Here is a 293-nt window from a genome sequence, read left to right on the forward strand (position 1 = left end):
CCCCCCCCCCCCCCCCCCCCCCCCCCCCCCCCCCCCCCCCCCCCCCCCCCCCCCCCCCCCCCCCCCCCCCCCGGCCCGCAGCGGCCGACGGCGCGAACCACCGCCATGATCGGCCCCGCTGCGGCCGAGGAGAGCGGCGCCCCGATCTACTACCAGGATCCGGACGGCAGGCCGTCGTACTCGCTGGTGCCGAGAAAGACCAGGGATGGCCGGGACTTCCGCGCGGTGCCCGCAGGCGCCGACGTCAGCTTCGACGACGAGCAGGTGGCAGCCCCGCCGCCGGCGACACCGGC

General features: G+C 80.9%; 1 pseudogene. It reads left to right on the top strand.

Annotated features, from left to right (window positions below):
• Nucleotides 1-105 precede the first annotated feature (105 nt).
• A pseudogene (locus tag AC0L30_RS43215) lies at nt 106-293 on the top strand (efflux RND transporter periplasmic adaptor subunit); the annotation flags it as partial.

This window comes from Bradyrhizobium sp. MI1.11, from assembly GCF_055811255.1.